The sequence below is a fragment of the Arachnia propionica genome (assembly GCF_003932785.1).
Taxonomy (GTDB): Bacteria; Actinomycetota; Actinomycetes; order Propionibacteriales; family Propionibacteriaceae; genus Arachnia; species Arachnia propionica_B.
Map to the genome: position 1 here is coordinate 1 of NZ_RQYT01000047.1, position 22,773 is coordinate 22,773.

At 69.6% G+C, this 22,773-nt stretch carries 19 protein-coding genes; 7 read left to right on the forward strand and 12 right to left on the reverse strand.

Annotation, left to right across the window (positions count from 1 at the left end; genetic code table 11):
• Positions 1-220: 220 nt before the first annotated feature.
• From EII35_RS13635 to eccCa, 7 genes are all read right to left on the reverse strand, one after another.
• Complete coding sequence (locus tag EII35_RS13635) at positions 221-847, reverse strand: hypothetical protein (RefSeq protein ID WP_125229017.1); 627 nt, start codon at positions 845-847, stop codon at positions 221-223.
• A gap of 9 nt (positions 848-856) precedes the next feature.
• Positions 857-1,189 carry a hypothetical protein gene (locus EII35_RS13640; RefSeq protein ID WP_125229018.1) on the reverse strand — a complete coding sequence of 111 codons (333 nt, stop codon included), beginning with the start codon at positions 1,187-1,189 and terminating at the stop codon, positions 857-859.
• Positions 1,190-1,226: 37 nt separating this feature from the next.
• Positions 1,227-1,865 (reverse strand): hypothetical protein, encoded by a 639-nt coding sequence (locus EII35_RS13645; RefSeq protein WP_125229019.1) that lies wholly within the window; start codon positions 1,863-1,865, stop codon positions 1,227-1,229.
• Between the two features lie 4 nt (positions 1,866-1,869).
• A complete protein-coding gene (locus EII35_RS13650; RefSeq protein ID WP_125229020.1) occupies positions 1,870-2,493 on the reverse strand; it encodes a hypothetical protein in 624 nt (207 codons plus the stop codon).
• Between the two features lie 89 nt (positions 2,494-2,582).
• Entirely contained in the window at positions 2,583-5,426 is a 2,844-nt protein-coding gene (locus EII35_RS13655; protein WP_125229021.1) for a hypothetical protein, read from the reverse strand.
• A complete protein-coding gene (locus EII35_RS13660) occupies positions 5,408-5,764 on the reverse strand; it encodes a hypothetical protein (protein ID WP_125229022.1) in 357 nt (118 codons plus the stop codon). Before EII35_RS13660 ends, EII35_RS13655 begins: the two co-directional genes overlap by 19 nt.
• Positions 5,765-5,923: 159 nt before the next feature.
• A complete protein-coding gene (gene eccCa / locus EII35_RS13665; RefSeq protein ID WP_125229023.1) occupies positions 5,924-9,910 on the reverse strand; it encodes a type VII secretion protein EccCa in 3,987 nt (1,328 codons plus the stop codon).
• 115 nt (positions 9,911-10,025) lie between these two features.
• Between eccCa and EII35_RS13670 the strand changes: the two genes are divergently transcribed.
• On the forward strand, positions 10,026-11,357 hold the full coding sequence (locus EII35_RS13670) for a ubiquitin family protein (RefSeq protein WP_125229024.1): 1,332 nt from the start codon (positions 10,026-10,028) through the stop codon (positions 11,355-11,357).
• Positions 11,354-12,280, forward strand: a complete 927-nt coding sequence (locus EII35_RS13675; RefSeq protein ID WP_125229025.1) for an RDD family protein — start codon at positions 11,354-11,356, stop codon at positions 12,278-12,280. The genes EII35_RS13670 and EII35_RS13675 overlap by 4 nt, the downstream gene beginning before the upstream one ends.
• Positions 12,281-12,347: 67 nt before the next feature.
• Here EII35_RS13675 and EII35_RS13680 read toward each other — a convergent pair whose 3' ends face one another.
• Together EII35_RS13680 and EII35_RS13685 are read right to left on the reverse strand one after the other, a co-directional pair.
• Entirely contained in the window at positions 12,348-12,641 is a 294-nt protein-coding gene (locus tag EII35_RS13680) for a WXG100 family type VII secretion target (RefSeq protein WP_185744348.1), read from the reverse strand.
• 28 nt (positions 12,642-12,669) lie between these two features.
• Positions 12,670-12,969, reverse strand: a complete 300-nt coding sequence (locus EII35_RS13685; RefSeq protein ID WP_185744349.1) for a WXG100 family type VII secretion target — start codon at positions 12,967-12,969, stop codon at positions 12,670-12,672.
• Positions 12,970-13,246: 277 nt separating this feature from the next.
• Between EII35_RS13685 and EII35_RS13690 the strand changes: the two genes are divergently transcribed.
• The 5 genes from EII35_RS13690 to EII35_RS13710 all read left to right on the forward strand — a co-directional run bounded on the left by EII35_RS13690 (position 13,247) and on the right by EII35_RS13710 (position 19,042).
• The gene (locus EII35_RS13690; RefSeq protein ID WP_185744350.1) at positions 13,247-14,560 is read left to right on the forward strand and encodes an EsaB/YukD family protein; all 1,314 of its coding nucleotides are present in this window, start codon (positions 13,247-13,249) and stop codon (positions 14,558-14,560) included.
• Entirely contained in the window at positions 14,560-15,924 is a 1,365-nt protein-coding gene (gene eccB, locus EII35_RS13695) for a type VII secretion protein EccB (protein ID WP_125229029.1), read from the forward strand. Before EII35_RS13690 ends, eccB begins: the two co-directional genes overlap by 1 nt.
• Positions 15,921-17,111 (forward strand): S8 family serine peptidase, encoded by a 1,191-nt coding sequence (locus EII35_RS13700; protein WP_125229030.1) that lies wholly within the window; start codon positions 15,921-15,923, stop codon positions 17,109-17,111. The genes eccB and EII35_RS13700 overlap by 4 nt, the downstream gene beginning before the upstream one ends.
• Positions 17,112-17,214: 103 nt before the next feature.
• Positions 17,215-18,036: a pseudouridine synthase gene (locus tag EII35_RS13705; RefSeq protein ID WP_221739764.1), complete on the forward strand. Its 822-nt coding sequence runs from the start codon at positions 17,215-17,217 to the stop codon at positions 18,034-18,036.
• 25 nt (positions 18,037-18,061) lie between these two features.
• Complete coding sequence (locus tag EII35_RS13710) at positions 18,062-19,042, forward strand: NAD(P)H-quinone oxidoreductase (RefSeq protein ID WP_125229032.1); 981 nt, start codon at positions 18,062-18,064, stop codon at positions 19,040-19,042.
• A gap of 729 nt (positions 19,043-19,771) precedes the next feature.
• Here the strand turns inward: EII35_RS13710 and EII35_RS13715 are convergent.
• The 3 genes from EII35_RS13715 to EII35_RS13725 are packed head-to-tail and all read right to left on the reverse strand — an operon-like array spanning position 19,772 to position 22,469.
• A complete protein-coding gene (locus EII35_RS13715) occupies positions 19,772-20,173 on the reverse strand; it encodes a PIN domain-containing protein (protein WP_125229033.1) in 402 nt (133 codons plus the stop codon).
• Complete coding sequence (locus tag EII35_RS13720) at positions 20,170-20,385, reverse strand: antitoxin (RefSeq protein ID WP_185744351.1); 216 nt, start codon at positions 20,383-20,385, stop codon at positions 20,170-20,172. Before EII35_RS13720 ends, EII35_RS13715 begins: the two co-directional genes overlap by 4 nt.
• A gap of 44 nt (positions 20,386-20,429) precedes the next feature.
• A complete protein-coding gene (locus tag EII35_RS13725; protein ID WP_125229035.1) occupies positions 20,430-22,469 on the reverse strand; it encodes a hypothetical protein in 2,040 nt (679 codons plus the stop codon).
• Positions 22,470-22,773: the final 304 nt, after the last annotated feature.

Sequence of the window (22,773 nt, forward strand, 5' to 3'; positions counted from 1 at the left end):
AGGTCACCCGCATCAACGACGACCCACCCGAAGTCGACCCCTCCCACTTCGCCGCAGGCGACACCACCACCCTCACCCCAGCACCCCCACCAGAAGACGACCGCTGGTGAACACAACCACCGAACCACCTCCGCGAGGGCTCGTTTGAGACGATGCAGGCAAGCAGTCCGCGAGTTGGTGCTCGGCTCGGGGGAGGGTCCGCCGTCGCCGCTCCCTCCCGTCAATCGGTGTTCGGGAGCACCCCTCCGGTGAGGGGGGTGTGGTTCGGCGGCCGCATCGGCGTCACTTCGGGTGGCATGACCGGCATGCCCCGCCCCGGCCACGGGTCCCTCGGCGGAACGACCGGCTGCCGCCCGAAGGGACTCGGTCGGCCCGACAGCGCCGCTTGGAGTTCCTCATCCACATGAGCCGCCTCGGTCAGCGCCCGTCGGACCAGCTCATGCAGGGCCATCATCTTCTCCTCGACAGCCCCCGCATCCGAGGCCGGAGCCCCCACTGCCGCCGAGATCGCTCCGTGTGAGCTGATCATCAGGTAGCTGTGCGCCTCCGCCAGATCGACCGCCTCCGCGACGAGACGCTGTACCCGCCGCACTCCCTCCACGGCCGCCGACGCCGCCTGCTCCGCGGTCCTCAGGTCGGACGCGAGGATCGACAACGACTGCTGCCACCCGCCGAGCCGTTCCTTCACGACCTCCGCCGTCTCCCCCGTCGACCTGATGTTGGTCAGGGCCTCGGTGACCTCATCGACCTCGTTGCTGATGGCCTTGCGGAAACGTCGGAGTTCCTCCTTCAGCTCGTGCATCGGCAGGGGTTCCCACTGGAGGATGTCCTCCCATGTCAACGTCATGTTCACCTCTCAGGTCAGGGGTAGTCCGGGCATCGGGATGGTGCGGCGCTCACCGGCGCGACGGAGTTCATCCTCCGCCCGGACATCGGCCTCCTGGAATCGGGCATCAGCCTCCGCGATGTCATCGGCCAACCACCGGAGACGACGCCGCACCAGATCGCGTTGGATGTCGAAGGTGGACGTGCACCGATTCGCCAGCTTCACGCCGGAGCTGGCCCCCGGCAGCAACCGCTCCGGGTTCGGCACCTCGATGGATTCCAGCTCGTCCAGCCTGTCAACCACCCGGTGCAGGGCAGCCGCCAGCCGCGCCAGGTCCCCCCGCGGTACGTGCAGTGACGTCATTGACCTTCCCTTCCTCTTCTCTCTGAACCGATTCCTGTCAGCTGCTGGTGGCCGTCGGCGACGCCTCCGGGGTGTTCACCACGGCATCCTCACCCACCACCGGTCGGGGAACGAACCGGACCGTCCGCAACGACTTGCGGAAGTCGCCCCGCACATGGTCGCGTCCCTGTGCACCCTTGATGGTGAACCGCCAGCAGCCGTCGCGGCGGCACAGGTCCCACCGCATCACCACCTGGGCCGTGTCCCCCTCACCCTGCTGCCACGCCACCCCGCAGGCCTGGGCATCGTCGATGAGCCGCTCCGGCAGCTGCTCCACCCGGGACACCCCCTCCTCAGCAGCCACCGACTGCACCAACCCAGCGCAGAACTCAGCCATCCCCTCCGGACCCGGGTGTGCCGGATCCCGACTCTCCACCCCCGACTGGATGATCATCATCGCCCCCTCGCCGGGGTCATGATCGAGCTTGTGCACGTCAAGCTGCCCGCGCCTGACCTCCCAGTCCCTCACCGGCTCACTCTCACTCACGCCAAGGAACTCATACCCCCGCGGGGGCTCCAACGCGACGACATCGTCGAAGACCTCGCTGGCCGAGGGCGACGGCTCAGGTCCGTCCACCCGGGCGCAACCTGACACCAGGACCATCCCGGCACACACGGTCACAGCCAGTCGACGCATGCTGTCACCTCCTCGAACACGTGGGACACTCGGGCGCACCGGCGCTCGCCTCCCCCAGCCTGAAATCCGGGATCTCCTCCACCGGCGGAACAAACCGCACCGTCTCCATCGCAGCAATCAACTCGCCGGGAATGCTTCGAGAGCCCATGGCACCTTCAAGGATGAAGATCCAACAATTGTCCTTTCGACACAACACCCATATCTCCTGAGGAGTGGGAGTATAGCTTGGATAGAATCCTCTGAACCTGCAGGCAGTCTCACCATCGACCAAGCCGGGCTCGAGTCGCTGTACTCGCGGAACTTGACGACGCTCGGCGAGATATCTCTCGCGCGTGTGACACAGTTCCCCCAGATCCCTCTCCCAGCTCACCCCGGCAGGCCAGGAACCCTGAACCCCCAACCCAGGAATTCGCTGCCCACCACTGGTCGAAACCCAATGCCTGTTGTTCTTCAAATGGGGAATGGAGATGTACGAGAACTCATACCCGAGAGGAGGGGACAGCACGGCACGATCACCTGAAACCAAGTCCTTGACCACCGGCGCGGTCGCCCAGTGGTAGGGATCCCTCGGAGGAGGCTCCTGCTCGGAATGACAGCCTGCCAAGAAGAAGACCAGGGCGACGGCCATCCAGAGTCCTCCTGCGGTCCGGAACCATCCGCCCTGCTTGACGACCGAACAGGACGCCAACCCCTGCTGCCACGCCCTCTCGAGGAACCTCACTTCACCTTCCCCCTGCGGTACTCCTCGTAGTACTCTTCACGCTCCTTGTTCAACGCAAGGTCAACCTCGTCACTCAGGACGTCAAGGCTCGCGGACACAGCAGCCCCGTCCTGCTCCGACCACCCCCTGAAAGCATCACGCCATTCCTCGGACGCCTCCCACCAATTCTCGGGCGCCGGAGAGTTCAGCAGTCCGGGGTAGCTCGCCTGTACATGTTCCCTGAATTCCGGGTACTCCTCACACAGCTCCCCGGGAGAGGATCCCGCCGCCCCACTCTGGTAGAACTTCACCACCGCCACCTCCTTCATGAGCCTCTCGAGCGAGTCATGGGACTCAGCGCCTCGCACGGCAGCGCGCGCAGCGGCGTCATCCACGAAGATCCGGTCCAGGATTTCATCCTGCACGGCATCCACTCCTCTGTGAATCCACGGATTCACGGAATCGTTGACATCGATGAGACCCCCCAGGTCAACCTTGTCCAGAACGTACTGAGCCAACGATCTGATCCGGCGAACCGAGGCATCGTTCACCTCCCCCACGTCAATGGCGGCCAAGGAGTCCGAGGCGTCAAGCAGGAGCATCACCGAGGCCGAATCACCAACGACCTTCTTGATGTTCCACAGCCGCGGGGAGTCAGGGGACGGTTCCCAGCCGGGCGGCTCCTGACCTGGCTCAACGTCGCCCCCGAACGCCCAGTCGAGGTTCTGACCGTAGCCGCGCATGGCTGCAGCCATCAGCACCTCCGAGGCCGGAGGACGGCCATAGGGGCTGATGTCATCGGTCAGATCATCCGCCGTGCCGTTGACGTCCTCCCGATCATCCAGTGCCAGGTCCTTGAAGACCCCGTTGTCCTGCCTGAGCCGCCTCAGGAACTCCTCCGAGATCACCAACTTCGGACGCTGTCTCAGGCCGTGGAACTCGACCCCAACCCCATGCAGGTCCTCGCCCGAACGCCCGCCCTTGGAGATGGACTCACCCATGTCGGAGATGTACGGGGCCAGGATCGATCCTGCCCAGTTCCGAAGAGCACTATTCGCTTCACCGAAACCACTCTTGCCGGTGTTGGGGTCGACGCCCGATTTCTCCAACCCATCTTGATACCCTTCGAAGAACTCTGCCGCCACGACAGCCGCACGCCCCGAGCGACTGTCCCGCCATTCTTCCGGCTCCACCTCTCCCTCCACACGGACTTGCCTGGCACTTGGATCTGAGAGTTCTGCTATGAGTCGCCCCAAGGACTCACCTTCATCATCGGGAAGGAAACCCGCCTCCCACCGGGCACCGGAAAGATAACGGACCATGGTCATGGGCTCCGAGTTCGCCGTATTCGCGGTCACCCCTGGAGGAACTTCTCCCAGAAGGAAGGACTGCACCGCGTCGTATCGCTCCAGATCGGCCTCGCGGTAACCCCGCCATGTCCACTCGGCACCGACCGGACCGTAGGTCGGGACGACGGGTTCGTCCATGAGCGTCAGCATCGCTTCCACCACGGCAAGGGGTCGTTCGGCCCCACCCAGTCGTCGATCCGGCATCTCAGTCCCGTAGTCCCCCTCCAACGTCATGCCCACCCGTCTGCACGCATCCTCGCTGGCGACGATGTCCTGGGCGAGCGAGACCCCATCCGCTTGAGGCCTGCAGAAGACGGCACCAACAGCAAGCCCGGGGTACCTCTCCGCCGCCGCCCCCATCATCAGGCCCATGTACTCATAGCCCAACTGCGGAGAGAAGTACCGTCCGCCAACGCTCCTCCCGTTGCCCACGTTCTCCTCGTACTGCAGTTCCGACCTTCCGACCTCCTTCCATTGCGCGGCCCGCTGCATACCGAGCTCCTCCAAGGACAGGCCATCCTTGGTGAGCAAGCCCTTCCGCGCCGCGTGGAAACCCTCCCAGCTGCTCCTGTCACCACCGGCATCGATTCCACCCGTGGAGATGACCAGCACGTGGCCCATGGCGGAAACCAGGGTGTCGAAGGTCTCCTGGAGAGGGCTCCCGGGCCCTTGGAGGAGCCTCAGATGATCCGCTTCCATGATGAACTGCGTCATCTGCTCCGGGGTCACCAGTTCACTCAGGGCGGCCGCGAAATAGGGGTTGTCCAGCCGGTCGCCGAACCTGTTGGTGAACTCCGTCACGTCCTCCTCGGTGAGTTCGAGGTCGCCGAAATAGCTGGCTGCGTCCTGAGCGTCCCGCTGGGCCCGTTCGAACTCCGCCTGGCCGTCCACCACCGGGATGTCGTTGAACAGCTCGGTTGCCAGGTCGGTGCGATTTCCACCGCCCCCTTCGCTCCATCCCTCGATCCCGATGGCCTGATCCACCGCCGCCTGGATGGCCTTTGCCACTCTCGCCGCCTCGTCGTCCAGAGCGGTCATGATGCGCTCGTACTCGCGGAGCACCTCCTCCTGTTCCGCATCCCGTTCACTCGCGTACCGGGCGATGACCTGATCAACATCCTCCTGGCTGACCGTGTCCCTCGACTGGGCCAGTTGAGCCGACAGGGACTGCACCTGCCGCTGGTACTGCAGGTCGGCCTGGCTGTAACGCTCATGCAGTGCCGGCACGGAGTTCAGCGTCGCATCCCCCACGGCCTCAGCCCAGGAAGCCAACTCGCTCGAGCAGCCACCCACCGATGAGGCCACCTGCCGAACCCGGTCGCCGAGGGTGCGAATCGAGTCGGTGTATGCGTCGGCGGCCTCGCCGATCCAGTTCGGCACCTCGCGTCCTTGGAAGCCCGCCACCTGTGTGTCCAGCAGCCGCCGGGAAAGCGTCGCGAAGGTCGACCCCAACCCGCCGGCCCGGATGTGATTCAACGCGTCCGGCAGCGGCATCAGATCGGCTGGTCCCATCGCGGATCACCTCCCAGGGAGGCGCTGATCCTGTCGAAGGCCGACGACCCCGCCTGCTCCGTCGCATCCATGTCGCTGATCGCCGATTCCTGGCCCGACCCCAGGATGGCTGCGGCATCCGAGCACTCCGCAACGACCATCCCGAGCGCGACGAGGGCCTGCTCCACCACCGTCTGAAGACTCGTGGCCCCGTCGGCCAGATACTCCCCCACCGGGGTGGCGGTGCCGGCGCACGTCACCGTACCGATGGCCCCCGAGATCGACCCCAGCGTGTCGGCGTCGTGCCAGTCCTTCTTCGCGTTGATGCCCACCGCATCGCGGTCGAACTCAAGGTTCATGGACCCACTCCCTTCCTTGGGCGTGACCCAAACTAGAGGCTCCGACCCTCTCGACGCCCTCTGCTGGCCAAGAGGACGACACGGGAAACGTTTTTCGGTTCCGCATCCCACTGCGTCGTTCACCGAACCCCGAGCCGGAGGAGCACGACTCGCGGACCCTCACTCCGGGGGAGGGCAGAACGGCAACTGGACCATGAACCTGCCCAGGTCCCGATGGAACACCTGGGCGCGACCCGGGGGCAGCTTCGTCGGCTTCGCCCGGCCAAGAACCGTCCCCTCGTCAGGGTTGCCCGACAACAACAGCCCCGTCACGTCGAGGTCCCGCAACGCCTGGATCACCGGTTCGAACACCGCCCGCGACGCCCCACCCATGCGCCGCACCAGCACCAGGTGGAACCCGAGATCCAAGGCCTGCGCAAACAAGGGCTGCAGGGCCGCCACTGGATTCTTCGGCTGGCTGGAGACGAGGTCGTAATCGTCGACGATGACCCAGGCCTCAGCCCCACTCCACCACGATCGTTCCCTGAGCTGCCGCGGGGTCACCTCGCCACCGGGCAGGCGATCCCTCAGGTACTGCTCCAACCCCTCCAGGTGTTCCTGGGCCTGGTCCATGTTCGTCAGATAGGCCGCCAGGTAGTCCTCCGGCACCTCCCCCAGCAGCGAACGGCGGTAGTCGACGACGAAGAACTGCGCCTGCTTCGGCTGACGGGTCCGAATCACCTCCTGGATCACGCCACGCAGGAAGGAGGTCTTTCCCGAACTCGCATCGCCGAAGGCGAGCAGGTGCGCCTCCGCACCCGGATCGACGGTCCACGCACCCAGCCGGGTCTCCTCCACCCCCAGCGCGAGATGTTCCGGCCTCGCGCTGAGCCTGCGCACCCCGTCGAGGGAGATCCTCGACGGCAGCAGCCTGAGTTTCGGACCCTTCACGGGCGCAGCATCCTCGATGGCACGCAACGCGTCCGCCACCCCGTCGGCAAGACTCGCAGGCTCGGCGAGACCGTCGATCCTCGGCAGCGCCGCCAACACGTGATGGTGGCCCGCCTCCTGGCCGCGCCCCGGCCGTGACTGCGGCACCGCCCCCGCGACCTTCCGGTCGAACCGGGAATCGAAGACATCCCCCAGCCGCAGCTCCAGCCGCGACCCCAACGCGTCGGAGATCTGCTGCCGCATGTCCATCCAACGACTGGCCGACACCAGCAGGTGCACCCCGAACGACAACGCCCTGCCCATCATCTGGATGATGCGGGCATCCATCCCCTCGAAATCCGACCGCAACGTCATCCAGCCATCGACGACGAGGAAGATGTCGCCGCGCCCGTCGTCGAGCCTCCCCTCGGCGCGGGCCCGCCGATACGTCTCCATCGAGTCGATCCGGTGGGCACGGAAGAACCGTTCCCTCTCCTCGATGAGCCCCTCGACCTCCGCAAGCATCCGGTTCATGACATCCGGCCGGTCCCTCGTCGCCACCCCGGCGACGTGTGCGGCCCCGTCGAAGGGCGTGAACGTGCCGCCACCCAGGTCGATGATGTAGAAGTGCACCTCCTGGGGCGTGTGGGTGAGGCTCAATCCCATCACCACCGACCGCAGCACCGTCGACTTGCCCGTCAACGGACCGCCGACCACACCGAAATGCCCGTTGGCCCCCGCGAGGTCGAACTCCAGCACGTCACGACGCTGTTCCAGCGGCAGGTCGATGGTGCCGAGCGGGAAGCGAAGCGGCCCCTTCGCCCGCCACGACGGGGAGTGCAGCCCGAGGACGGGATCGACGACGAGGTCCGGCATGAGCACGTCGAGGGTGTCCGGCACCTCCAACGGCGGCAGCCACACCTGGTGGGCAGGAGTCCCGTGCCCCTTCATCCGTGCCACCGCGATGCCCAGCTGCGTCATCCCCTGCCACTTGTCATCCCGGGCCAGCGGCACCCCCTCCGGTGTCTCCTCCTCGGTCGGGGCCTCGACCCGCCCCGTCGTGAACGGCAGGATCTGCACCGGCCCCGCCCGGTCCGGGGTCTCGCCGTCCTGGCTGGTTCGCGCCGGTGGCGGGGCCGCCACGTAGGAGGCCCGGAACCGGACCATCTGCTCCGTTCCCGTCTTGAGGTAGCCGACCCCCGGGTAGGGGGGCAGGTCGTAGGCGTCCGTCACCCCCAGCACCTCACGCGACTCCGCCCCGGAGAAGGTCCGTAACCCGATCCGGTACGACAGGTGCGAGTCGAGGCCCCGGAGCCGCCCCGCCTCCAGTCGCTGCGACGACAGCAGCAGATGGATGGACATCGACCGTCCCAGCCGCCCGATCGCCACGAACAGTTCGACGAACTCGGGCTTGGCGCTCAGCAGCTCCGAGAACTCGTCGAGGATGAGGAACAGCACCGGCAGTGGCGGCCCCTCGTGCCTCCCGGCCAGCCGGTCCGCCTCGTAGTCGGTGACGTTGGCGTAGTTGCCCGCCCGTCTGAGCAGCTCCTGGCGACGCACCATCTCGCCGCGGAGCGCGTCCTGCATCCGGTCCACCAGGGACAGCTCCGACTCCAGGTTCGAGATCATCGCGGAGACGTGGGGCAGGTCAGCCATCCCGGCGAAGGTGGCACCGCCCTTGAAATCCACGAGGATGAAGTTGAGTTGATCCGGCCCGTGGGTGAGGGCCATCGCCAGCACGAGGGTGCGCAGCACCTCCGACTTGCCGGACCCGGTGGCACCGATGAGGAGACCGTGCGGGCCCATCCCGAGCTGCGCAGCCTCCTTGATGTCCAACACCACCGGCACCCCCTCCGGAGTCACCCCGAACGGCACCCGCAGCAGGTCACGGCCCTCCCGCCGCCGCCACCGTCGCTCCGGGTCGAAGTCCCGGATGTCGCCGCAGCCGAGCAACTCCATCAGGTCCTGTGAGCGTTTCGGGTCCGACAGCCCGACGGGGGCGTCCACCTCCGGGCGCGACTCACCCGTCCACGCCGCCATGCGACGTGCCACCGCCTCCGCCTGGGCCACCTCCACCCGGTCCGGCACACCGAGGATCGGCTGCTGATCGACGAGCAGCAGTTCGAGCACCCCGCGGTCGTCGCCCTCGCCGCCGGGTCGCAGCAGCATCCGCAGGGTGGTGCGGGAGGTCAACGGCGCCCACGACGTCATGGATCTCACGACGGTGACCCCGGACAGGCCACCCGAGGCGCCGAGCGGGTGCACCTCGGGAATGCTCACCCCGTCGAGGACCAGCAGCAGGTGCGGCCACGGGGTGCTCTCGTCGCGGCTGCGGAAGCCGCCACGGCCGAGGAACTCGTCGCCGAGCATCTGCCCCAGCGCGATGATGTCCGAGGTGACCATCCGGGCCCCGCCCAACGCATCCCCGACCTCGTGGGAGCGGGCGTGGGGCAGCCACTTCAGCCAGTCCCAGTGCTCCTCCTCCCCCGGTCGGCACAGCACGGCGACGCGCAACGCGTCCGGGTGGGTGAGGGTGACGACGTGGGCGATCATGGCGCGGATCTCGGCCCGCGTCACCTCGGCCTCCCCACCCACCTCGATGTGGCTGAAGTCGCCGAGCATGATCCCGAAGGGCAAGCCCTCCACTGCGGCGTGGGTGTCGACGAACCGGCGCATCGCGGACAGGCAGACCACGTCCGGTTTCGCGAGCGGCGCCAGCTCCGGCTCCACCAGCTCCATCGCGAGCGGCTGCGTCGACGTGCCGATCCTCACGTGGGTGGCCATGTCGTTGGCCGCGTCGCGTTCCCACAGCCGTGTCCCCTCCACCGCGACGAGAATGAGGGCCTCAGGGTCCGGCAGGTGCCAGCCGACGTAGGCGCGTTGCCGTTTCGCGACGGTACGGACGGTGCCGCGGGTCTCGGCGAGGAAGGCGAGGTACTCGCGGCGGGCGGTGTCGACCTTCTGACGGTGGGTGCTGATCTGGCGGTACATGTTGAACCCGACCATCGCGAGCATCGCGAACACCATGGCACCGGCCATGACCATCATCCGGGTGTTCTGGCCCTGCGACAACGCCATGAACACCATGACACCCATGGAACCCATCATCGGCAGCGCCATGGCGAGGATGTTGCCCATGCCTGCAGGCTCCACCTGATCCGGTGGCGGCTGGACCTCGATGGTGCCGCTCGGCAGTTCGGGCGCATGTGTCCCGTCGTCACGCGTGGGTCGCACCACTGTCCACTCCACCCTCCGATGCGCGGGCCCGCCTGCCTGCGGGGCGCTCACATACTATCCTCAGGGCACGAACCGTCCCGGGCGGTCACCGTCACTTCAGAGCAGGGAGGACCGGATGGCATCGACGCTGTTGACCGTCCGTTGTGGTCCCCGCACGGTGGATGTCTCGGTTCCGGACGGGACGACGGTGGGGGCGGTCCTCAACCGCCTCGGGCTGGCCCCGACCACCGGGCGGTTCCAGGTGACCCTGGTCGACGGTCGTCGGGTCGCGCCGGGGGACCGGGTGGGGCAGGACCTGGGATCCGGGGCTCTGCTGCACGTCGGCGCGAGCAACCACGACGCCGCGACCACGGCTGAACCGGGAACCCGGGAGGAACGTTCCTGGGTGGGCCCGACCATCGCGTGGACGCTCCTGCTGGGTCTGGCCTCGGTCGCCGAGGTGACGGTGTTGCTCGCCCCGGCACTGGGCTGGTGGCCGATCCCCGCCGCGGCACGGGTCACCACGGCCGTCGCCCTCGGCGTCCTCCTCGTCGCCGCCCTCGTGCCCCGCCCCCTGCGCCGCTCACCCTGGGGGCTGTTCGCCGCGACGGCGCTGCTCGGTGGCTGCAGCAGCGTCGTGACGCCGCTGCTCGACGCGCCGACCCCCGCCATGGTGGCTGCCCTCATCGCCTGGGCCGGTCTCGTGTGCTGCCTGGGGGTGCGCACCCTGGACCGCGGCCACGTCGCCCCGTTCGTCTCCACCCTGTGGCTGGTCGCGGCGCTCACCCTGACCGTCGTCGCCCTGGCCGACCCGGGGATGGCGACGCTGGGGGCGTTGCTGCTTGCCGTCGCCACCCTCGGGGTGGCGATCGTGCCGAACCTGTCGTTCCGGATGCCGGAGCGGCAGCTGCTGCACCTGCCGGCCGTCACCACCTCGGCGACGGTGCGGGCGCCGGAGGTTCTGCCGCCGTCGCGGATCACGGGGCCAAGGATCCGCCGCTCCCTCATCGAGGCCGACGACCGCAGCACCATGCTGCTACTCGTGCTCTGCGTCACGGCCGGTGCCGCCGCCTTCCCGACTTCCCGCCTGCTCGCCCCGGAAGCCTCGACGGGGTGGGCCGCCCTGGTGCTGCTGACGTGCGCGGGGTTGTCGTTGTTCCTCCTGCCCCGGGGCCGCCGCGACCCGTGGTCGCGGATCCTGCCACGGCTGTCGGCCGTGGCGGTCCTCATCGCGACGCTGACCTCGCCGGCGGCGGGCGCGACCCTGGGTCCGCTCGGGGCCGCGGGTCTGCTGCTGGCGGTGGCGTTCCTCTGCACCGTGACGGCGGTGACGTTGTCCCGCGCCCGGGAATCCGCGCTGCTCGGGCACCTCGGCGACGTGACGGGACGGCTGAGCCTTCACCTGCTCCTGCCCGCGGCCGTCATGGCGGGCCACGTGTTCGACATGCTGTGGCAGGTGCTGTCATGACCTCCTCACGTCCCGGTTTCCCGCCCGCGCACCCGGCCCGGGCCGTGATCGCCTACCTCGTCGACCTGCTGGTCGTCGCCGCCGTCGGCACGGCCACGTGGTGGTGGAGCCGGTCGGCCGTGCTGACGGGGCTCGTCGTGGCGCAGGCGCTGGCGGTGCTGGTCCTCGTCGTGTCACGCCACGGCCGGACCCCGGGCGCGGCGCTGTTGCGGATCGCCCGGGTGGCCGAGGGGACGACGCGGGCACCGGGGCTCGGCCCGGCCCTGCTGCGCGCCTGCCTCATGGGGATCCTCCACGTCACGGTGCTGGGGCCGCTGGTGACCATCCTCCTGGGACGCGACGGTCGCGACTGGGTGGACCGGCTGAGCCGCACCGAGGTCATCGACCTGCGACCGGACGCCCCGTCGCACGCGGCCGCCCACCGGATCCGGCGCGGCGAGGCCCAGCGCGTGCCGGAGGGCTGGCAGTCCCCGGCCATCGCGTGGGCGATGCCGTCGTACCCCTCCCCGACTCCTCCCCCGCCGCCCACCCCCGGTGCGTCACCGGAACTGCCGGAGGGCTGGGGTCCGCTGCCGGAACCGCCGCGTTCCTGGCTGCTGCTGCCCTGGGGGGATCGGGTGGCGGTGGATGGACCCGTCTTCGTCGGGAGATCACCTCAGGTGAGTTCGGAGGATGGTACCTGCCTGACACTGCCCGATCCGACGGGGCAGCTGTCACGCACCCATCTCATCGTGGGCCCGGTCCCGGGCGGGATCTGGCTGGAGGACGTCTCGACGACCGGAACCGAGCTCATGCGCCCCGACGGCTCGCTCTCCCGCCTGCAGCGCGGGGAACGGGTCGTGGCCGGGCCGGGGGCGGCCATCCTTCTCCACGGCACGAGTCTCGTCGTCGCGGCGACCGGTCAGCCCGCCCGGCACCCCTGACCGCTGACATGCTTCGGGGCCGCCCCGGCCCGGGTCAGGCACGGGAGCGGCCCCGACGACTGCGGTCTCAGAGCATCCGCTGGGCGTTGGCGCGGTCGGTCTCCGCGTACTGCACGGCGGAGTTGCCGATCTTCAGTTCCGTGTCGTTGAGGATCTGGTGCATGTGCGCCATCGAGGCATCCCAGCGCCGCTTGGCGTCGTTGAAGGCCTCCTTGGCGTCGCCGTCCCAGTTCCCGGCCAGCTGCCGTGCCGCGGCCTCGAGGTCGTCGAGCTGCGTCTGGATCTCGGTGGACTGCTGCCGCAGCCCCGCCTTGAGGCTCTCCATGGACGCGTAGTTGACCTTGATCTCGCCTGTGCTCATGTTCATTCTCCTGTCCTGCTGTGGGGCCTCAGCCCATCCGTCCCTTGATCGAGTTGTAGACCGCCGTCTGCTCCTCCTCGGTGCGGACGTTCTCGGCGTCCACACCACGGAGCTTGGCCGCGAGTTCCTCGAGCGCCGTCGCGATCGGGCGGGCCGCCTCGGCCCACTGATCGACGGTGGACTGCATCGCCAAAGCGGCCGGGCCACCCCATCCCGCTGTGGAGTCCCCCTTGTGGGACACGACGGTGTCGATCTTCGTGCGCACCGACGCGGCGACCTCCTCGGCCTTCTGCGCACCGGTGATCAATGCTTGATCGACAACCCTCATCTGATCTGCCATGACTGTCCTCTCCGTCGAAGCTCCGCCCACTGTGGTTCATGTGGCGCGGTGACACGGCAGAAACCTAGTTACGATTGGGGTCCGCCGGGAGCCCTCTGCACCAAGAAATCTGGCGTTCTTGGGGCACCTCCAAGGCAAATCGCGCTGACAAGGGATGATACTTCAGGCGTTTTCTTGTGGATGTGTCATCCACTTGGCCAGAGCGGGGAGTCGAGGGGTTCCGGGCCGCCACACTTGGAGGGCTCAGGCACTGAGGAGGAGCCGAATGACGTCCACCAGATCCACCGATCTGCCCCGACTGCTGCCCGTCTCCCTCAGCGCCAACGGGGAGACGGTGGACCTCACGGTGCCCCCGGACGTCGCCGTGGTCGAGCTGATCCCCGCCATGGTCGCGAGGCTCCGTTCCCTCGACGCCGCCTCCGCCACCCGCGGCTTCTCCCTGCGGACCGCCAGCGGCCGCACCCTCACCCAGGCCGGCACCCTCGGCTCACAGGGCATCGCCGCCGGCACCGTCCTCACCCTCACCCCCATCGGCGAGGGCGTCGACGAGCAGCGCTACGACGACCTCATCGAGGCCGTCGGCACCGCCGTCGCGGAACGCTCCACCCCGTGGTCAGGGAACGACTCGGTTCAGCTGGCCGCCCACTGCTCCGCCCTGCTCGTCCTCGTCGCGGCCGTGCTGCTGGCCACCGGCAGCCGCGACGCGACCCTCACCACCAGCGTCGGCCTCGCCGGGGCCGTCCTCACCACCCTCGCGACCGCCGTCGTCGCGCGGCTGCCGAACCGCGTCGGCGCGCTGGCCCTCGGCCACACCGTCCCCGTCCTGGTCGCCTGCACGGCCTTCGCCCTCACTCCCGGCCCCTGGTTCAGCCTGCCCCTGGTCACCGCAGGGGCCGGTCTCCTCATCGGCTCGACGGCCCTGCTGAGCCTCCCAGGCGAGCTGAAGGCCTCCCTCGCGGGCCCCCTCCTCGCAGGGGTCTCACTCGCCCTCATCGGCGGTATGACCCATACGCTCGGCATCCCCGCCCAGTCGGCCGGGGCGCTGGTCGTCGCGGTCCTCGTGGTCATCTCCCTCAGCGCCCCCTGGGTGGCGATCGCCCGACTCCCCATCACCCTCGGCACCCGCGACGAGATGGAGCGCATCGACGGCGCCAGGGTCAACCGCGCGGTGGCCGTCGCCCGCGTGCTCGTGCTGGCCCTCAAGGCCGGGAGCTCCGTCGGCCTCCTCGTCGCGGCCCCGCTGCTCACCGGCAGCCCCCAGGCCATCGCCCTGCTGGCCACCGCCGGGATCGCCCTCATGCTGGCCACCCGGTCGCTGCGCTCCGCCGTCGAGGTCCTGCTCGGGGTCCTCACCGGCATGGTCCTCACCCTCCTCGCGGCGGTGGCCACGCTCGCTGTCATCCCGGCCGCCCTGCCGTGGCTGCTCGGCGGCCTCCTCCTCACCGCGGGCCTCATCCTCGCCGTCAACGTCCTCGCCCCCGAGCACCGGCCCGCCCTCAGCCGCGCCGTCGACGCCTTCGGTCTGGTGACGCTGCTCGGCATCCTGCCGCTCGCGGCGCTGGTCTGGGGGATCCTCTGATGCCCTCCAACAAGGAGATCCTGGAGGCGCAGAAGTACAACCGGCGTCGCCTCGTCACGGCCTTCGCCTCCGGCACCCCCGAAGGCAAGGAGGTGGAGACCCGCTCCGCGTTCGCCCCGCTCGTCGTCGGGGCGGCGCTCGTGGGGGTGATGGTGGTCATCGCAGCCATCCTGGGCCGACTCGCCCCGCGACTGCCCGCGAACTGGCAGGACTCCACCCTCATCATCGTCAAGGGCACCGGGGCGCGCTACTACACGGTCGACGGGGTGCTGCGCCCCGTCGCGAACATCACCTCGGCCCGGCTGCTGGCGCCGGCGGGCCAGTACCACACCAGCGAGCTGTCCGCCGCCACCATCGAGGGCATCGACCGGGGCGCACCCATCGGGCTGACCGGGGTACCCGACGACGTCCCCGCAGCCCGCGACCTGCGCTCCGACCTGTGGTTCTCCTGCCCGCTGGGCGCCGCGACCCACACGTGGGTGGCGGAACTGCCGACGGGGCACGTGCGGCGCGGTGTCGTCGTGGTGCGCAACCAGGACCAGTTGCACCTCATCGCCGACGGGGTGCGCCATGCCGTCCCCGCCGACCAGCACACCACCGTGCTGCTCGCCCTGGGCCTGGAGACCTCCACCGTCCACGAGGTACCCGCCACGTGGCTGCACCTGTTCCCGCAGGGGTCCATCGTCGCCCCCCTCACGGTCGAGGGGGCCGGGCAACCCGCGCCCGGCATGCCCGCAGCTCTCAGCTCCGCCGTCATCGGCAGCGTCGTCGAGGTGAGTGACGACGGGGCCGGGCGCCGCTACGTCATCACCGGGGCGGGTCGGGCAGCCCCCCTCACCCCCGTCGCCGCCAAGCTCTACCCGTCGGCCACCCCGCTGCGGGCCTCCGTGACCGACATGGCGGGCCTGGAGGTCGACCCGGCCGGGGTGGCCCCCGCCGACTGGCCGAGCCAGCTCACCGAGGTCGTGCCCCACGACTCCGTCCCCTGCGCCGCCCTCGGACGCGACGCCTCCGGCGCCCCCATCCCGGTGCTGGAGTCGATGGAACGCAACGCCCTCGCCCAGGCCCTGCCCGGCAGCGGCGACCCGGAGTCGCGCCTGGCCGCCGACCAGGACGCCGCGTCGGTCCTCGGCGGTTCCGGGGCGCTCGTGCGCGCCACCTCCGACGGCGACCTGGGGCAGGTGATGCTCGTCTCCGACCTCGGGCTCATCCACGGCCTCGGCAACGCCCCCGCCGAGTCGCTGACCCGCCTCGGCTACGACAGTGCCCCCGTCATCGACGTCCCCGCGGCCTGGACGGCCCTCATCCCCGCCGGGACCACCCTCGACCCGGAGGCGGCCTGGGCGAGCGTGGGGCGACGATGAGACGTCTTCTCGCCACGCTCACCGCGACGGTGCTCTGGCTGGGCGTGCCCGTCGCGACCGCCCAGACCCCCACGGAGGGACAGCAGGAGTGCAAGGTCGGTACCCAGGCCCTCGTCCCCGAGGCCCCGGCCATTCTCGGATCCCTCGGCATCACCGACACCTGGCGGCTGTCCCGCGGGGCCGTGACGGTCGCCGTCGTCGACTCGGGGGTGGCGGCGGCGAACATCCACCTCGGTGAGGCCGTCCTGCCGGGACTCGACGTGACGGGCGAGTCCGACGGCCGCGTCGACATCCAGGGGCACGGCACCGCCATCGCCGGGCAGATCGCGGCGCGGCCCGTCGACGGCTCCGGGCTGGTGGGGGTCGCGCCGGATGCAACGATCCTGCCGGTGCGCGTCTACACGGGCGATCGCGCCACCGGCGGGGCCGAACCCGAGCCGGGACAGGTGGCGCAGGGGATCCGCTGGGCCGCCGGCCAAGGGGCACGGGTGATCGTCGTGGCCCTGGCCTCGACGGTGGACTCCCCCGAGCTGAGGGAGGCCGTCACCCATGCGACGCAGCTCGGCGCCCTCGTCGTCGCCCCGGCAGGCAATGCGGAACGGGACAAGGACCCCGCCGCCGCCCGCTACCCGGCCGCCTATCCGGAGGTGCTGTCGGTCACGGCGACGGACCAGGCGGGCATGGCGTCGACCTCGGTCATCGCAGGCCCGCACGTGGAGGTCGCGGCTCCCGGCTCCGACGTGTTGACCACGTTCCTCTCCGACGGCGACTGCGTGCTCGCGGGCGGCCAGCCAGCCTCGTCCTTCGCGACCGGCTATGTGGCGGGGGTGGCGGCCCTCGTCGCCGCCGCGCACCCGGAGGAGACCCCCGCCGACTGGGAGTACCGGATCCTCACCACGGCGCTGCGGCCCCACCGGGCGGAACGCAGTGACGCGCTCGGCTGGGGCCTGGTCGCCCCGCGCGCGGCCGTCGAGTTCATCAACGACGGGCGCGCGGCGGGGCCGCCGAACCCCCGGTTCCCGGCCGCCGATCACCCCTCGGCGGAGCCGCTGCCGCCGCGCCCCGCCCGCACCGATCCACTGCCGTCACGGCTGCGGACCCTCGCGATCGTCGCGGGGCTGGCCACCGTCGTCGGCGTCGGGATCCTGCTGGGTGCCCGACTCGTCGCCTCCCGACGCACCCCATAGAATCCCCGGAATGCCGCCCCGCTCGCCCCTGCCTCCCCGCCACGGTCTCCAGGCCGCGTGGGTGCGGACCCGGGATCGTGGCGCCGACGCCCCGTGGGCGACGATGCGGGAGTTCCTGCTGGAGCGGCTCGGACCCGGGCGCGACTCCGTCGACCCGATGCTGGCGCGCGGCGAGTTCGTCGACGAGCACGGCCGTCCCCTCACGGGCGACGAGCCATACCGGCCGAACATGTTCGTCTTCTTCCACCGAGAGCTGCGCCCCGAGGCGGAGGTTCCGGGACGCCTGGAGGTGCTCCACCGCGACGACCGCGTCGTGGTGTTCGACAAACCGCACTTCCTGTCGACGATCCCGCGCGGCCGCCACGTGCTGCAGAGCGCCGTCGTCAAAGGCCGTGAGGCGACGGGGCTGCCGGAGCTGTCGGCGGCGCACCGGCTGGACCGCGGGACGGCGGGGGTGCTGCTCATGACGACGACCCGGCAGTGGCGACGCGCCTACCAGGACGTGTTCGCCCGCCGCGAGGTGACCAAGGTGTACGAGGCGATCGCCCCGTACCGTGACGGGGTGGAGTTCCCCCGGACGGTGAGTTCGCACCTGGTCAAACGGGTGGGGGTGCTGCAGGCGGAGACCCTCGACGAGGCCCCCAACGCCTGGACCCACATCGAGGTGGCGGAGGTCCGCGGCGACTGGGCCCGCTACCTGGTGCGACCGCTCACGGGACGCACCCACCAGATCCGGGCCCACTTCAACTCGCTGGGGGTGCCGCTGCTCGGCGACCCGCTCTACCCGGAGATCCGGGATGTCGACATCGACGACTTCACCACCCCGCTGCGCCTCCTCGCCAAGGAGCTGGCGTTCACGGATCCCGTCGATGGGCGGGAGCGTCGTTTCGTCTCGCGTCGCACCCTGACCTGGCCGGAACCCTGAAGGGGGGCACCGTAGACTGCTCCCCATGCGAGCTGTCATCGTTGAAGAGCCCGGGGACATCGAAGCCCTCGAGATCAAGGAGGTCGCAACGCCGACCCCCCAACCCGGCGAGGTGCTGGTCCGCACCGTCGCCGCCGGGGTCAATCGTGCCGACATCCTGCAGCGGCGTGGGTTCTACCCGCCGCCGAAGGGGGTCACGGACATCATCGGGCTGGAGGCCTCCGGCGTCGTCGAGGCCATCGGCGACGGGGTGACGCGCTGGCGGAAGGGCGACGAGGTGGTCGCGCTGCTGGCCGGGGGCGGCTACGCCGAGTACTTCGTGGTGCCGGAGGGGCAGCTGTGCGCGCCGCCCCAAGGGGTGGACCTCGTCACGGCCGCCGGGCTGCTGGAGGTGGCGGCCACCGTCGTGTCGAACATGGACGTCGCGGGCTTGAAGGCCGGGGAGACCCTCCTCGTCCACGGCGGCGCGGGCGGGGTGGGCACCTTCGCCATCCAGTACGCGAAGTCCATCGGGGCGCGGGTCGTCGCGACGGCGGGCAGCGAGACGAAGCTCAAGCACTGCCTCGATCACGGCGCGGACGCGGCCGTCGACTACCACGGCGACTGGGTCGAGGGGGTCAAGGAGGCGACGGGAGGTCGCGGCGCGGACGTCATCCTCGACATCATGGGTGCGAAGTACCTGGAGATGAACGTCAAGGCGATGGCCCGTCGCGGCCGGATGGTGGTCATCGGGCTGCAGGGCGGCACGAAGGGCACCCTCAACCTGGGACTGCTGCTCCAGAAGAACGGCACCATCACCGCCACGTCGCTGCGGTTCCGCCCGGTGAGGGAGAAGTCGGAGATCTGCGCCCGCGTCGAGGAGACGGTGTGGCCGAGGATCGCCGACGGCTCGATCCGCCCGGCCCCGGAGACCCGGGTCCCCTTCGACGAGGTGCGGCGGGCCCACGAGATCCTGGACTCAGGCGACAACGTTGGCAAGCTGGTCCTGGAGCTCCCTCAGGGCTGACGGCCTCATTCACGTCCTTTTCCCGCTGGTCGAGCCGGACCGCGAGCAACAGCGAGCCGTCAGTGTCGAGACCTCCGGCACACAGAGCTGGGACTCGACTCAGACAACCATCCCACAGGTGTCGGCACGGGTCCTCCGCACGTTCCGGACCCCGTGTGAGCAGCGGTGGGAAGGATGGCGCGCGAGCCGTCGTGAACAACCAAAGGTGTTATTCACGACCTTCTTTTCCGCTGGTCGAGCCGGACTGCGCGCGCCAGCGCGCCGTCCGTGTCGAGACCGCTGACACACGGTGCTGGGACTCGAGTTGAGCGGGAATCCCACGGGGTCTCGACACGGGTCCTCCGCAGGCTCCGGACCCGGCTCGACCAGCGGCAAGGAGAGGGCGACGCCGACACCGAAATGAACAACCACCTCAGCTCCGTGAATAACGCCGCCAAGAACGAAAGACAGCCGCAACCATCGCCACCCACGCGATCTGGGCTCATTCGCCTTTCCCCCGAACTCCAGGACAACTAGGGCATATGCATGCATCAGTGAGCTTTCTGCATGCAAAATATGCCTCCAAACGGGCACCCTTCTCACCCCCCCCGGGACCGTACCGGATCCTCCGCGACAGTGTTCGCAGGACCAATACCAAAGCTTCAGGCTTCCAAAGCAGAGGCGATGTTCACACTTCCCGACAGGAAGTCCACCAAGAGTGATCCACCCTGCAGATGCGCGTCGATCCCGTCAGCCGCCCGGGATGAGGAGAACGTGCTCGGGCCATGTCGCCGCCATGGGCCTGTCCAGCGTCGCGAGCACGGCCTTCCGGGACGCGGCCAGCGCCACCAGGTAGGCACCCGTCAGTTGCCGGTGGCCCCGGATCCTGGGGTGTGGGACGTCGAGGTATGAGATCGAGTCCGGCCAGAAATCGACTGCGGGATGGTCGTGCAGGGTGGTCAGAAGTTGCGCGACCCCTGCTGGGGACTCGCCGGTTCTGAGCAGGAACCGACCGAGAGCCCCTTCGGTGATCGGGCACAGCGCGACCCCGGACTCCGTGACCTGTTGAAACCACTCCGATGCCCTGTCATGGTGTTCATGCTCGGAGACCACGAGAGCGATGAGTGCGCTCGCGTCAAGGAGGTGTGTCATTCCTCCGCCGCCAGTTCCGCAGCCTCTGCCATGGTGATGACGCGGCCGACACTGACGACGGGAAGCCCTGTGCGCGGACTCATGGGATGGCCGCCGGGAGCACTGTCGGCCAGGCCACGCGCGGTCAGCTCAGCGATCACCGACGACACCGATCCGCCCTCGTCGCGGGCAATCTCCTTGACCCGTTTGTAGGTTCGCTCAGGAAGCGTCACTGTCACCCTCATATCTGCATCACACCCGATGCAGATATTACGCCTCAGGGGTGATGCCACTGCCAGAACTCGATCATCGACACGACGTTCGGCCCGTCGACCACCGGGTTGCCGGGGATCGCCCCTGCCGACAGCAGCCCGATCAGGAGCAGCCGATCCATCCCCGACACCGCGTCGACGGCCCGCTCCATCTCCGCGGCGGTGAGTCCGAGGAGGTCGCGCACCCCGTCGGGCACCGCACCGTCGACCCGGCCCGCCAGGATCAGGGCCGAGACCTCACGCGGCAGCTCCGTCGCCGTGGCCAGTTCCTCGACCAGCGAAGGCCGCCACGGCGGCGGGCCCTCGGCGAGCAGTCGCCGGAACCCGGCCACCACCCAGGGCGGGTCGCCGAGACGCGTCCGGCGCCACTCGGCGACCGGGCGACCGGCCACGCGGTCAGGGCGTTCCCCGCCGGGGGCGAGCACGAGCGCGTGCTCCTCACCGTTGGCCTGCCAGGTGCCGACGCAGAGCCCACCGGCGACACGATCCCCCTTCGCGACGACGGGCGGCTCGTTGGGGAAGGTCCAGGCGCGGGCCCGCGACGTCAGCAGCCTCGCGTCGAGACAGGCCTCGATGAGGGCGGCTGCGCCCTGGATCTCGGCGACGTCCCGGCCCGGTCCCACCGCGATGGCGAGCAGCACCTCAGGGCAGACCGAGGCAAGGGTGAGCGAGGGCTCCCACCAGTCGAGTTCGGGGAGCCGCCCGCTGGCCAGGGCCTCCCCCGCCGCCAGCACCCGCTCCCTGTTGTTGGGCCGGGCCGTCGGGTGAAGGGGCGGAAACGCCCAGATCGCGAGGTCGCTGCGGACCGCCACCCCGAGGCCCGGCGACCCCGTCAGTCCGTCGAGCTGGGCGCGACCGTCGGCCACCAGCCGGTTGATGCGGGCCGCCATCTCGACGGCATCCGCCGCCCGCTCCCCTCCGACGACGGCCGAAGCGACGTCGAGGGCCTCGGGTGAGGCGTCGATCCGCTGCCCCTCCTCGAGGAAGTCGGGGGCGGTGGGGCTGAGCCCCAGCAGCCGCGCCGCATCCTCGAGGCCGACCTGCCCGACGCCCCTGACCCCCGGGATGCCCTGGGCAAGGGCCCTCACGAGCAACGCCGGAGCGTCGAGGTGGTCGGCGAGCTGCCGGACCTCGTCACCGACGATCGCACCACCCGCGAGGGTGCAGAGCGGGCGCAGCCGGGACAGCTCCCAGTACAGCTCACGCGGGTGAGGACGTCGCCGGAGCTGCGGCTCGGCCCAGCGTCGCAACAGCCGCTTGGCGCCGTCGTGGGCGATGATGACCGGCCAGCAGTCCTCGATCTCCTCATGGCTGAAGTCCTGATGCCAGTTCGAGGCCGCCAGGTGGTCCAGGGGGCGGCGGGGCTCCCGGGCGGCCCACTCGGCGACGGCATGTCCCCCGCTCACACCACCCATGAAACTGAACGGTGCGTGGGCGGCCACGAGCGCGTCGAGGACGTCGAGGTCCAGGTGCCAGGCGTCCGCCCAGAGATGGATGCGACCGCGGAAGTCGAGTCCGGCGACGAACTCGGCGAAGCGGTACTGACTGCCGTGGGGGCGCGAGAAGAGGCGCTCCAGGTGCGGGATCACCCATGCCGTGGCGTCGAGACGGCCGGAACGCAGGTCATCGGCGACCCCGGTGGCCTCAAGGACCTCCACCCACTCCTCGGGGGTGCACTGGGTCGACACGATGCCGGCGACGAGGTCCCGCACCGGCTCGTCGCGGCCGAGAACCCGCAGGTCGTCGAGGTGTTTCCGCCAGAAGTTGATCGAGGCCCCGACGATCCCGGGAAGCCCGAGGACCTCACGCAGCAGGTCCCGGACGACGGCCTCCCCGTCGCGCCCGGCCGCGGCGGCGAGTCGCCGGGTCGTCGCCCCGAGCTCGGCCTGGGGCGCGAGCCCGGCCCCCACCCGCTCCCGGGTGGCCGCGACGTAGGTGTCCAGCACCTCGCCGGGCGGCAGGTCGCGGGAGAGCTCGGTGAGCCATCGTCGAAGCTGCCGGGTTGTCCACTGGCCTGGGGGCAAATTCGACTCCCGTGTTGTCACGGAATCCCACCTCCATCTGCAGCATCGGGGCCAGCCCTGCATCAAAGGCATGTCGATCGCGACACACACTTCGAGCCTTGCGCACCCTCTCAAGTGCATGTCTGGATGTTCATCTACCCGGACCACAGGTCGTTGGTGACCGATCTGCTCCGGCTTGGAACGTCTTGACCTCAGTCCCGCTTTCGCGGTAAGCCCTAGTGTCGCGTGTTGTTAGAGGGTGCGCGGATAGGTGCGTGTTGGGGATGTGGGGCAGGCACGAACACTGGTAGAAGGGTTCTAGCCAATCCTCTACTACCCAAGGAGT

Excerpts from the sequence above, each read along its gene's own strand:
- EII35_RS13635 (WP_125229017.1), bottom strand. The coding sequence starts at position 847 with ATGACGTTGACATGGGAGGACATCCTCCAGTGGGAACCCCTGCCGATG.
- EII35_RS13640 (WP_125229018.1), bottom strand. The coding sequence starts at position 1,189 with ATGACGTCACTGCACGTACCGCGGGGGGACCTGGCGCGGCTGGCGGCT.
- EII35_RS13645 (WP_125229019.1), bottom strand. The coding sequence starts at position 1,865 with ATGCGTCGACTGGCTGTGACCGTGTGTGCCGGGATGGTCCTGGTGTCA.
- EII35_RS13650 (WP_125229020.1), bottom strand. The coding sequence starts at position 2,493 with ATGGCCGTCGCCCTGGTCTTCTTCTTGGCAGGCTGTCATTCCGAGCAG.
- EII35_RS13655 (WP_125229021.1), bottom strand. The coding sequence starts at position 5,426 with ATGGGACCAGCCGATCTGATGCCGCTGCCGGACGCGTTGAATCACATC.
- EII35_RS13660 (WP_125229022.1), bottom strand. The coding sequence starts at position 5,764 with ATGAACCTTGAGTTCGACCGCGATGCGGTGGGCATCAACGCGAAGAAG.
- EII35_RS13670 (WP_125229024.1), top strand. The coding sequence starts at position 10,026 with ATGGCATCGACGCTGTTGACCGTCCGTTGTGGTCCCCGCACGGTGGAT.
- EII35_RS13675 (WP_125229025.1), top strand. The coding sequence starts at position 11,354 with ATGACCTCCTCACGTCCCGGTTTCCCGCCCGCGCACCCGGCCCGGGCC.
- EII35_RS13680 (WP_185744348.1), bottom strand. The coding sequence starts at position 12,641 with ATGAGCACAGGCGAGATCAAGGTCAACTACGCGTCCATGGAGAGCCTC.
- EII35_RS13685 (WP_185744349.1), bottom strand. The coding sequence starts at position 12,969 with ATGAGGGTTGTCGATCAAGCATTGATCACCGGTGCGCAGAAGGCCGAG.
- EII35_RS13690 (WP_185744350.1), top strand. The coding sequence starts at position 13,247 with ATGACGTCCACCAGATCCACCGATCTGCCCCGACTGCTGCCCGTCTCC.
- eccB (WP_125229029.1), top strand. The coding sequence starts at position 14,560 with ATGCCCTCCAACAAGGAGATCCTGGAGGCGCAGAAGTACAACCGGCGT.
- EII35_RS13700 (WP_125229030.1), top strand. The coding sequence starts at position 15,921 with ATGAGACGTCTTCTCGCCACGCTCACCGCGACGGTGCTCTGGCTGGGC.
- EII35_RS13705 (WP_221739764.1), top strand. The coding sequence starts at position 17,215 with ATGCGGGAGTTCCTGCTGGAGCGGCTCGGACCCGGGCGCGACTCCGTC.
- EII35_RS13710 (WP_125229032.1), top strand. The coding sequence starts at position 18,062 with ATGCGAGCTGTCATCGTTGAAGAGCCCGGGGACATCGAAGCCCTCGAG.
- EII35_RS13715 (WP_125229033.1), bottom strand. The coding sequence starts at position 20,173 with ATGACACACCTCCTTGACGCGAGCGCACTCATCGCTCTCGTGGTCTCC.